The sequence below is a fragment of the Halalkalibacter oceani genome (assembly GCF_040544555.1).
Classification (GTDB): Bacteria; Bacillota; Bacilli; order Bacillales; family Bacillaceae_D; genus Halalkalibacter; species Halalkalibacter oceani.
This window is the reverse complement of record NZ_JBEPKD010000046.1, coordinates 1-10,227: the sequence shown is the minus strand read 5'-3', so window position 1 is coordinate 10,227 and position 10,227 is coordinate 1. Positions and strand designations below refer to the sequence as shown.

13 protein-coding genes are annotated in these 10,227 nt (G+C 44.9%); 6 read left to right on the top strand and 7 right to left on the bottom strand.

Annotation, left to right across the window (positions count from 1 at the left end):
- Positions 1 to 256: 256 nt before the first annotated feature.
- The 5 genes from ABMB67_RS22915 to ABMB67_RS22895 all read right to left on the bottom strand — a co-directional run bounded on the left by ABMB67_RS22915 (position 257) and on the right by ABMB67_RS22895 (position 3,636).
- Positions 257 to 517, bottom strand: a complete 261-nt coding sequence (locus tag ABMB67_RS22915; protein WP_354573436.1) for a hypothetical protein — start codon at positions 515 to 517, stop codon at positions 257 to 259.
- 5 nt (positions 518 to 522) lie between these two features.
- The gene (locus ABMB67_RS22910) at positions 523 to 861 is read right to left on the bottom strand and encodes a YolD-like family protein (protein ID WP_354573435.1); all 339 of its coding nucleotides are present in this window, start codon (positions 859 to 861) and stop codon (positions 523 to 525) included.
- Positions 858 to 2,087 carry a DNA polymerase IV gene (locus tag ABMB67_RS22905; RefSeq protein ID WP_390189891.1) on the bottom strand — a complete coding sequence of 410 codons (1,230 nt, stop codon included), beginning with the start codon at positions 2,085 to 2,087 and terminating at the stop codon, positions 858 to 860. The genes ABMB67_RS22910 and ABMB67_RS22905 overlap by 4 nt, the downstream gene beginning before the upstream one ends.
- A 596-nt stretch (positions 2,088 to 2,683) precedes the next feature.
- Positions 2,684 to 2,872, bottom strand: coding sequence for a hypothetical protein (locus ABMB67_RS22900; RefSeq protein ID WP_354573434.1), 189 nt, complete (start codon positions 2,870 to 2,872; stop codon positions 2,684 to 2,686).
- A 77-nt stretch (positions 2,873 to 2,949) separates the two neighbouring features.
- Positions 2,950 to 3,636, bottom strand: coding sequence for an N-acetylmuramoyl-L-alanine amidase family protein (locus tag ABMB67_RS22895; RefSeq protein WP_354573433.1), 687 nt, complete (start codon positions 3,634 to 3,636; stop codon positions 2,950 to 2,952).
- A 172-nt stretch (positions 3,637 to 3,808) separates the two neighbouring features.
- On the opposite strand from ABMB67_RS22895, the gene ABMB67_RS22890 reads away from it, so the two are divergent.
- From ABMB67_RS22890 to ABMB67_RS22875, 4 genes are all read left to right on the top strand, one after another.
- Positions 3,809 to 4,555 carry a polysaccharide deacetylase family protein gene (locus ABMB67_RS22890; RefSeq protein ID WP_354573432.1) on the top strand — a complete coding sequence of 249 codons (747 nt, stop codon included), beginning with the start codon at positions 3,809 to 3,811 and terminating at the stop codon, positions 4,553 to 4,555.
- A gap of 155 nt (positions 4,556 to 4,710) precedes the next feature.
- Entirely contained in the window at positions 4,711 to 5,148 is a 438-nt protein-coding gene (locus tag ABMB67_RS22885; RefSeq protein WP_251225327.1) for a YbaK family protein, read from the top strand.
- 91 nt (positions 5,149 to 5,239) lie between these two features.
- Positions 5,240 to 5,962 (top strand): N-acetylmuramoyl-L-alanine amidase CwlD, encoded by a 723-nt coding sequence (gene cwlD, locus ABMB67_RS22880; RefSeq protein WP_354573437.1) that lies wholly within the window; start codon positions 5,240 to 5,242, stop codon positions 5,960 to 5,962.
- 71 nt (positions 5,963 to 6,033) lie between these two features.
- Positions 6,034 to 7,089 (top strand): Mrp/NBP35 family ATP-binding protein, encoded by a 1,056-nt coding sequence (locus ABMB67_RS22875; protein WP_354573431.1) that lies wholly within the window; start codon positions 6,034 to 6,036, stop codon positions 7,087 to 7,089.
- Positions 7,090 to 7,313: 224 nt separating this feature from the next.
- On the opposite strand, the gene gerD is transcribed toward ABMB67_RS22875, so the two are convergent.
- Positions 7,314 to 7,967: a spore germination lipoprotein GerD gene (gene gerD / locus ABMB67_RS22870; RefSeq protein WP_354573430.1), complete on the bottom strand. Its 654-nt coding sequence runs from the start codon at positions 7,965 to 7,967 to the stop codon at positions 7,314 to 7,316.
- A gap of 143 nt (positions 7,968 to 8,110) precedes the next feature.
- Between gerD and ABMB67_RS22865 the strand changes: the two genes are divergently transcribed.
- The gene (locus tag ABMB67_RS22865) at positions 8,111 to 8,704 is read left to right on the top strand and encodes a KinB-signaling pathway activation protein (protein ID WP_251225325.1); all 594 of its coding nucleotides are present in this window, start codon (positions 8,111 to 8,113) and stop codon (positions 8,702 to 8,704) included.
- A 62-nt stretch (positions 8,705 to 8,766) separates the two neighbouring features.
- Here the strand turns inward: ABMB67_RS22865 and pdaB are convergent, their stop codons facing one another.
- Positions 8,767 to 9,528, bottom strand: a complete 762-nt coding sequence (gene pdaB, locus ABMB67_RS22860) for a polysaccharide deacetylase family sporulation protein PdaB (protein WP_251225324.1) — start codon at positions 9,526 to 9,528, stop codon at positions 8,767 to 8,769.
- Positions 9,529 to 9,692: 164 nt separating this feature from the next.
- Here pdaB and ABMB67_RS22855 point away from each other — a divergent pair, with 164 nt between their 5' ends.
- Positions 9,693 to 9,920, top strand: coding sequence for a hypothetical protein (locus tag ABMB67_RS22855; RefSeq protein WP_354573429.1), 228 nt, complete (start codon positions 9,693 to 9,695; stop codon positions 9,918 to 9,920).
- Positions 9,921 to 10,227: the final 307 nt, after the last annotated feature.

Sequence of the window (10,227 nt, the reverse complement as noted above, 5' to 3'; positions counted from 1 at the left end):
AAGGTGTAAACTTAGGAACCGCCGTATACCGAACGGTACGTACGGTGGTGTGGAAGGTCGGCTACTCAACTAATGAGTAACCTCCTATCCGATTATACAGCTTTGCAATTGGGTGAAAAATCGCACGCGTAATAGTCGTTTTTTTAAAAGAAGAAGCAGTCTTTCTCAAAGCATGCTGAGCGCCATGAGCAGCTGCTTCATGCGTAAATCAGGATTCAAATTTGGACGACTTACATACCTCTTTCATTACCAAGAGCTACAGGTCGATGGCCGTTTGCCGTGCTTTTTCTTCGAGCTCCCTTTCGTACCAGCGAGGGAGCGGGAGCATAATGACTTGCTTGGCATTTAGTATTTTAACCTTGCGATCATGAGCCAGCTGTTCGATAACAGGGAGCAGCCGCTGTTTGCCACGGCCAGTCTTTTGACATAAATCATCAATAGTCGGTATGCGGTGCAGCTGAGACATATTGTTGATGATCGTTAAAGTTTTACGCTCAATGTCCGTTACCCGATCCATAACAGTTACACCCTTTCTACTGTTTTAAGATACTTAATGTGAATGTACTCGTAATCAGACCCGCTGCTTATCTTGAAATGCTGAAGCTGATGGTCCACCAGATCAATCACTCCGTTAATCTCCTTATAAGCGCCATTATCCCAATAGACAACGTTCACCTCCTGCTTCCGCTGGAGGGCATCCATCACAATCATGCCGATTTCCATTAATGCCTGATCGTCCAACAGTGGAGGAGGAAGCTTATTTTGATTGGCCTGATGCTCTAAATAGGCTGCCTTTTGCTCTGGAAGGACGAATCTGCTTCCTTCCCAGAGTAAGTTTTTTCGCTTGAGATACTCACTCATTTGTAGTGTCCCCCAATCTTAGCTGCGCGCTCGCGGGCCTGGCCCGGGGAAAGTAAAGAGGAAGCGCGGATGATGGACGTTTGCCCGTAGCGGCCCTTTATCCGGTCCATGGCTGAACCGATCTGTAAGAGGCGGTCTCTATCCTGCTCAAACAAGCTCAGTTGGACGACTTTATCCGACTGCAATTTGTCGAGCGATACCGCTAATCGACGTACCGGGAATCCATCCCAGAACTTGTCAAACAGCTCGCAAATGTAGCTGTACATCTCCATTGTGACGTTTGTAGCGGAGGCGATTGTCTTCTGTCGATGAAAGCCGGCCGGTATCCTATAGCTCCCTCCTGACACGCTTAATGAGACGGTTTGACCCATGACGTGTGAGCGGCGTGCGCGGCTGCAAACTTCCTCGCAAAGCTCAAGCAGCACGACTCGAATATCCCGCTCGGTCGTATAATCGTAAGGGAGTGTCATGCCATGGCCGATCGTCTTTTCGCCCTGATGGGAGCCAATGGATACTGGTGAATAATCAATGCCGTTCGCTGTCATCCAAAGCACATGACCATTTATGCCCCACCTCTTTTTAAGACGCTCGACCGGACAGGCAGCCAAATGGCCAATCGTCCGAATGGCCATGTTACGTAAGTGCTGTTCCATGCGTGAGCCAACGCCGAACATGGAACCGACGGGCAGCGGCCACAGATGTTCCTCAAGTTCGTCTTTTTTGAGCCAAAAGACCCCGCCTTTACTCTTTTTAGAAAAATTATCACAAGCCATTTTAGCGAGGACCTTATTTTCACCGATTCCGACCCTGGCTCGAACCTTGTACTCTTCCCAGATTGCCGTCTGAACCATCCGGGCGATCTTACAGGGCGAACCGAATAGCTTTTGGCTCCCTGTCACATCCATAAATTGTTCATCGATGGAATAAGGTTCAACTAGCGGGGTGAATGTTTCTAAGATCGCGGTGATCCTAGTCGCCGCTTTAACATAGTCCTCCATCCGCGGCGGTACGACAACAGCCTCCGGGCATTTCTGTAAAGCTTCCCACAGCCTTGAAGCGTTTTTTACACCGCGCTTCTTCGCCAGGGGACAAGCAGCTAAGACAACACCAGACCGGCGTTTAGGGTCACCGGCGACGATGACCGGCTTATCATCTAAACGCGGATCCCGAGCCTTTTCCAGCGAAGCGTAAAATGACTGCATATCAACTAAAAAGATCACTTTCATGATGATTCACTCCTGAATGAGAACAAGTGTTTGCTTGATATTCATATTATATGCGAATATTTATTTGTTATTCAATGGCTAATAAATGGCAAATGTATGTTCGTTCACATCCTTGCTTGGATGGATGGAGAAAAAAGCTGCAAAGCGAATGAAACATAAAAGCTCATGTTTTATATAATGGGGTGCCGTCATTCTCCCGGTCGTCAATGTTGACAGCGCAACGCCATTGGCTACGGTCGAGAGACTTAATGGGAATCAGAACAGGCTGACAGTCAGCGTCACGGAAGTAGATTCCGATGGTTTGACGGAGGCTTTCACTGAAGAGATACTGATTAGGAACAACGCGGAAGACGTCTATCAAGTGGGGCCGTATAAGGTTTATATGAACACGAAGGGCAACGGTCAGGTTCGTGAATGCTATATTGTGGAGGAAGCCGGCGAAACAATATACGATGAAGATGATAGCCAACAAGCTCCCTTTGTAAGCATGCGATAGCTTACTTGGATGCAGCCGCATGTTTGGGTTTTTACAAGCTCTTCTCCTTTTTGGAGAAGGGCTTTTCTTTCCAATGGGGAAGGGCCGTCCAACGGTGTTTTTATTCGAAAGTAATTGTATTTAGCACGATGATCAACAAAATAAACGAGATTCTGACAAGCCTCTCTTCGGTTGCGAATTTAAATAAAGCTAACAGAACAATTCCTAAGACTGGATTATCCTCGATAAGCAATATTGTCATCACGTCAAGAAGGGGAAGAATGCCTTCATCAATGAGGTTAATTTCCATACCGCTCAGCTCCTTCTATCCATCCTATTCATTTATAAACATGATGATATAGGTCGCTTAATTGATTGGGGAAACATTCACGCCTCATCAGCCGGGTAAAGAAGGAGATATTCCTCGATCGCATGAACGAGCACAGCGACGATGTCATGTTGCGCTTTTTCATCCGTTAATAAACGAAAATCCTCGCGGTTGCTTATATAACCCAGCTCGACGATAATCGAAGGCATATCAAGGTGTTTCATTAAAAAGTAAGGAGTGCCTTTTTGCGGACGCTTCTTCATATTGTAATAGCTGTTTAAGTGCTCCTGAACGATACGCGCCAAGTGATAGCTTTTTCCGCTCACCTGATAAATAATGACAGGACCTCTCCGCTTGTTATGTTTAGACCAATTAACATGCAAACTGATAAAAACCTTTGGCTTAAGTGCATCGGCAATTAATTTTCTCTGCGTTAAATCCCTCATATGCCGGCGAAGATGAGGAAACGGACTGTCATCGCTTAAGGAATAATCATGTAATCGTGTGATCCCGACGTGATACGATTTTTGACGCAGCTCCTTCATCAGCTTTTGGCCGAAGAGTAAATTGAGATCTTTTTCCAGCACGCCGTTTGCCGAGGTTCCTCCATCAATGCCCCCGTGTCCGACATCAATCACAACATCGTATGAATCAATAATATAAGGGTGAGTGTAAGCCGTGAAAGGAAAAGAAAGAAAGAGCAACAAAACAACGGGGAGAAAAACCATGGTAAGCCATTTTTTCATAAAATCAGCACCTTTATTCATCATGAGAAAGCGATAGTATAGTATCGATCAATCTCCTCAAAAATACCCTTCGAAAAAAGGACAAATGCTTCCAAATGAGAAAACAGTTCACTGATTTTTTATCTGCTGCATTATGAATACTGTAACTAAACGACTTATGAAGGAGTATATTATGGAAAAAGCCGGGAGAATGATATGGTTGATTCTTTGCCTGTTATGCGTGAGTAATTCCGCGCATGCCGAGCAGCACGACCGCTGGTATTATGAAAAAAACGGCGATGTCGTTTGGGAGGTTAAGACTAAGCAAAAGGTTGTAGCGCTGACTTTTGATGATGGACCGGACAGGCTGTATACGAATCAAATTCTGGACATCTTAAAAGAAAATAATGCCAAGGCCACATTTTTCGTTGTAGGAAAACGGGTGAAAGAGAATCCGGAGGTCGCCCAAAACATTATCATCAATGGAAATGAAATCGCAAACCATACTTTTACCCACCCGAACCTTAACAGAATTAACAAAAGTCAACTAACAAAAGAAATAAGGGATGCGGAACAAACCGTTTTATCAACAACTGGGGTAAGACCAAGTCTTTTCCGCCCGCCGTTGGGGCATTATAATGATGAAATCATCAGCAATGTAAGAGAAAACGACTATATTGTCGTCATGTGGTCATGGCATCAGGATACATATGATTGGAAAAATCCTGGCGTCAAGACAATCGTTAACAATGTTCTTTCGAATATATGTAATGGGGACATCATTTTATTTCACGATTTTGGCGGCGACCGCTCGCAAACGGTACAAGCACTGGAGATCATTGTTCCAGAATTAAAAAGGAAAGGGTATCAATTTGTGACCGTTTCTGAATTATTACAGGAAGATGCAAAATTCAAATTTCCACTAACAGAAATGAACTAGCCTTATTCAATACGAAAGAGGAACCGTCCGACGGCTCCTCTTTTTGCGATGAACGGGGATCCGCTGTCTTGGGCAATTTCAACAGCATTTCCACTGCATGTGCCGCTTAGCCGCGCCTCATACTAAAAAGAAAAAGCAATGGGAGTGGAGAAGGAATGACAGTTGTCACAACATTAGCAGAGAGACGTCGGGAGAAGCAGTGGAAATTTGAACGGAGCCTGTTACGAAAGTTATCATTAAAGGAAATAAAAGCTTCAGTGGAGGCCCAATTTAAAACGGTGGTACCTTTTTATTTTTTATCGCATCCATTTTTGGTCGACCCATGTATGGATATGGCGATTGATGCGTATTTGCTCGGGGCGGAATATGGCCGCTTCGGCTATCTCGGTGAGTCCGAGGAAGAAGTGAAGCAGCGCTGTGAGGAGGAACTGATTGACATTACCCACGCGATCTTCACCCTGCTCCAAGGGTGGCTGCTTGATAATGAGTATGTGCTCGATTCTTTGAAGGTGGCAACGGAGAGCTTTGTCGATACATGGTGGAATCGCGGCTTTAAGGAAGCGGAGCGGCAGCATCGCCTGCGGCTTCACTAAGAAGGGCGCGCATCGGCTAAAATCACTTCATAATCTATTCTTTGTCCAAATATATATAGAACAGAAGGGACAAGGAGGGATGGGAGTGAATCTGAAAAAATGGATAAAAGGCTGCGCTTTTGCTGTGGCAGTCGTGAGCTTATTATTCATTATCCAATATCAATTTATTACAAATGACTCGTGGTCAACATGGAATCTTCCTTTATCAGGAAAAGTGATTGTCGTTGACCCGGGGCATGGGGGAGTGGATGGGGGCGCTGTGTCGCGCACCGGTCTGCAGGAAAAGGATATCACCTTGCTTATTAGCGAGAAACTGCGTGACTATCTCCAGGAGGCAGGAGCGCTTGTACTGATGACGAGGGAGGAAGACCGTGACTTAGCTGGAGACGATACAAGGCAAATCCGGCAGCGGAAAGTCGAGGATTTGAAGCGGAGAGTGGAGATCATTAATGAGTCGGAAGCGGACTTGTTTGTCAGCCTTCATATGAATGCGATCCCGTCCCCGAAGTGGAGAGGAGCCCAGACTTTCTACAACCGTACTATTCCTGAAAATGAGGCAGTTGCCAAATTTGTTCAGGACGAAATCCGCCGCAACCTTGAAAATACGACGAGACAGGCGAAGCCGATTCATAATGTCTTTTTGTTAAAGCATGCGGAAATCCCGGGCTTGCTCGTTGAAGCTGGTTTTTTATCGAATCCGACAGAGGCGGAACTTCTTGAAACAGAGGATTATCAGGAGAAGGTGGCGGCCTCGATTTACCAGGGAATTATGCGTTTTTATACGAACGAGGAGGCCCCGGAGCAGGAAAACTGACTGCAAACGGATTCATCTGAAAGGGGAGTATGCTATACTAAGCATATATTGGAAAAAGGAAGGTGTCCGTATTGATAAATGAAGTAACAGTTATGGAAGCATTACAGCGGGTCAAAGATCGCGACCTTAATAAAAGCATTGTCGAGACGGGCGGTGTCCGGGAGGTTAGCATTAAAGAGGATGGACGGGTCAGTTTAAAGGTGGCTTTGGCTAAAACCGGAACAGCTGAACAAATGCAGATTCAACAGGAGATCGTCAATATTCTAAAGGGAGAAGGGGCGACGGCTGTTGGTCTGCGTTTTGATAATTTAACGGAAGATGAGATCAAGCAGCTTGGTGGACTAAAAGGAGCTGCTTTCCAAGGCCCTCCACTGCTTTCCCCAGATAATCAGACAACATTTATTGCAGTGACGAGCGGGAAAGGAGGGGTTGGAAAATCGACCGTTTCCGTTAATTTGGCGACAACCCTTGTCCGGCTGGGAAAAAGAGTCGGCATTATTGATGCAGATATTTATGGCTTTAGCGTACCGGATATGATGGGAATTGAGGCGCGTCCCCAAGTCATTGCAGATCGTATTTATCCTGTGGAGCGTTTTGGTGTTAAGGTCATCTCAATGGGCTTCTTTGTCGAGGATAATGCGCCTGTCATTTGGCGGGGACCGATGCTCGGTAAAATGCTGAACCAGTTTTTTAGCGAGGTTGAATGGGGAGAGCTGGACTATCTGATTCTTGATTTGCCGCCTGGTACCGGCGATGTAGCGCTTGATATTCATACGATGCTGCCGCATTCAAAGGAAATTTTGGTGACGACGCCTCATGCGACGGCTGCTTTTGTCGCAGCCCGGGCCGGATCGATGGCGATTAAGACGAATCATGAAATTATCGGGGTTATCGAGAATATGGCGTATTTTGAAAGTAAGCTGACCGGCGAAAAAGAATATGTATTCGGCAAAGGTGGCGGCGAACGTCTTAAGGATGAGCTGAAAACCGATTTGCTCGGTCAGATTCCTTTAGGCCAGCCAGAAATCGACAAAGAGGATTTTGCTCCTTCTATTTATCCGGCCGACCACCCGATTGGCGACATTTATACGCAAATTGCAAAACGGGTTATTGAAAAAACAACATAAAAGAGCCGCCCGGTTTGTTTGGGACAAGTTCGAGCACCGCTCGCAATAAAAAAGAGCTTGAGACAAAACTAGCTTTGGACCTACTGGCAATGGCTTCACACGCCACAAGCCCGTTGTGAGAAACCACTCACAACGGGCTTTAAAAGATCGTGGCGGTTCCGCTCATTGCTTAGAGAGGCTGGGAAAAAGGTGAAAAACAACCTTTTGTCCCAGCCTCATAGGTTTTATGAAGAAGTGCCTCCGCCAGAAGCTCCTCCGCCTTCCTGACCGCCTTCTCCTCCTCCTTGCTGTTCATTCTGCTGATTACCGCCCTCATCCTGCTTTTCCATTTGCTGTTCGGCAACCTTTGTTAAGATTTCATTTACCTTTGCGGTGAAGTACGGGCTTTCAAATGACTCAGACATAATGTTCATGACTTGCTGTCTGTATTCCTTCGATTTTAACGTTTCCAGGACGGCTCGTTCCATTTCCGGGTCCTGAAGAATTGTCATCATCATTCCCTGATATTCGGGATCTTTCATTAGCGCTTTTAACATTTTTTCATTTTCGGTCTGCATGCTTTCGGCAAACGTTTTAGCAAATTCAGGATCTTTCATCGTCTCCTGCCAAAACTTCTTACCCGCTTCAGAAGTTAGTGTTTCCTGGATGGCTTGCTTCACAAACGCATTATCCATCACAATCTCCTGACGCAGCTCTTCGTCATGCATCAATTCTTGAATGGCTGCTTTTCCTTCATCGGTTTTCAGCATATCCACCATCATTTTTTTTGTGTTTTCATAATCAGGACTGCTATTTCCACCATTCTCAGCCGCTGCACAACTCGTCAGGACCAGGGGGAGTAGCAGGCAACCTAAAAGAACATACATAATCCTTTTCATGCGTGCGGCTCCTTTCCGTTCTTTTGTCATTAATTTGAGACATTTCCACGCATTTTATGCATGCGTGTAACTGAACAACTGGCATTTTTAAAGCGAGCTTGTTACAATCATGAAAGGAATAGTGTAAATTGGAGGAAAAGCTTGTGAATAGTCGAAAAGTGGTTTATTTATTTTTTACCACTCTCATCATTGGAAGTGTCAGTGGAGCCATCGTGGGGTTTGCCTTTGACTATGAAATGTATCTGTCAGGGGGCGCGGCCAATTTGATTGTCGGGGTGATTTGGCTTTTAGGGATGAGTGCCGCTTTTTCGCTTATTAGCCAAATGGGCTTTTTTGCGTATTTAACGGTTCACCGCTTCGGTCTTGGCCTGTTTAAATCACATAAATTGTGGAACTATGTGCAAATTGTCCTGATTGCTTTCGTGCTGTTTGATTTGTTCTATTTTCGATATATCGCCTTTGCGGAGCCGGGAGAAACGATGTTTGGTTATATGATCATTCCTGTCCTGCTGCTTGTTTATGGTTTAGTGATTGCTTATTTAAAAGCACGTGGCACAAATCAAAGTGCCTTTATTCCGGCCTTATTTTTTATTGTGGTCGTCACGACGATTGAATGGGTTCCTGCCTTAACAGTGAATGATACGAAGTGGCTCTGGCTTTATTTTACGCCGCTCATTGTCGGAAATACATGGCAATTATTGATCCTTCACCGATTATCGGGCCAGCCCGCTTCATAAAAACGAAAAGCGGAATTTCAGTGAGCAATAATTGCCCTTTGAAATTCCGCTTGTTTTATTGCTTAGTGGATTTCTTCATTTGTTGATTTCGTGTTTGCCATTAAGTCTTCGATGCTGCTGAAGGTGAAGCCTTTATCACGAAGCTGGTCAATAATAATCGGTAAGGCTTTGTGGGTTTGTTTAACAGAATCAGAGGCATGAAAGAGTAATACATCTCCAGACTCCGTATGCGGTACGACTGTTTCAACGATCGTCTCCACGCCGGGGTTCTGATAATCCTTGGAATCGATACTCCAATGCACGACACTGTAGCCCTGTCCTTCGGCGACGGTCAACACGCGCTTATCGAATGTTCCATTTGGAGGTCTGAGCAAGGTTGGCTTCTCTCCAATGATTTCACTCAACACATTTCCGCTACGGACGATATCCTTTCTAACCTGTTCATCATCCCAATTTGTATAATCCTTGTATTGATAGCCGTGGCTCCCGATGCTGTGTCCACGATCTTTGATTTCCTTCACTAAGTCCGGGTATTTCTCCGCCCACGACGCCGAGACAAAGAAGGTGGCATGATCCACCTGCTTCTGTTCAAGAATGTCGAGAATCGGTTTTACTCTGCTTTCCCCCCAACTGATATTAAAGGTTAAGGCAATCACCTGGTCATCGGTTTCTGCTTTATAAAAAGCTTGCGGCCCGTCCTCAGTAGAAAAAACCATAATATGAGAGCGCTCTACATATAACAAGCCCGCTGTAAATAAGGCTGCGATTACAATAAGGGATGCTTGCTTTAATCGCTTGGCGTGAACTACCCATACAAATCTCATTGGTTGTCCTCCTCTTCCTTGTTTATGAACAATGTATGCGGAAAGGGGGACAGGATATGAATAAAATGAGCCTCTATCGAAAATAATTTAGAAGATATCAGCAAAAGGTTGAAAAATGACCGTTGCTGTTCTGTTGAAAAGTCACAATTGTCGAGGTGGTAATGGTGTTAGGTCTTTTATTAAATCAAAAAGAAGCGCAAGAAGTGGAATATATGCTAAAGAGAGAGATGGAAGAAATATTATTGGATTTATCGGATCCGCGGATTGATGAGCTTGTGAAACGGGCGATGGAGGAGAAGTATCAAATTGTATTCAACATTTATAAAAGGCTTGTCACGCCAAAGGAAAGCGTAAACTATCTTCTTCCCCGTACGAGGAAAAAAATGCAATAATTCATATAGAAAAATGATATTGACACCGGATCAATAAACATGCTATATTGTTGGAACCGCACAAAGGGACAAGCCTTTTAAGGAAAATATAATTTTATTTTATGTTGACCTGTTTTGATCTTTGTGTTATATTAGAAAAGTCGCCAATGAGCGACGCGAGTTCTTTGAAAACTGAACAAAAGCCAAGCGAAAAAGGTGACGAATGTCACCATAAAAAAGTCAGCGGAGCCTGCACAGGATGCAGCGTGAAGCGACTGTCAATTTATTAACGTAAGAGCTTAATCAGCTCACCATTTTTATGGAGAGT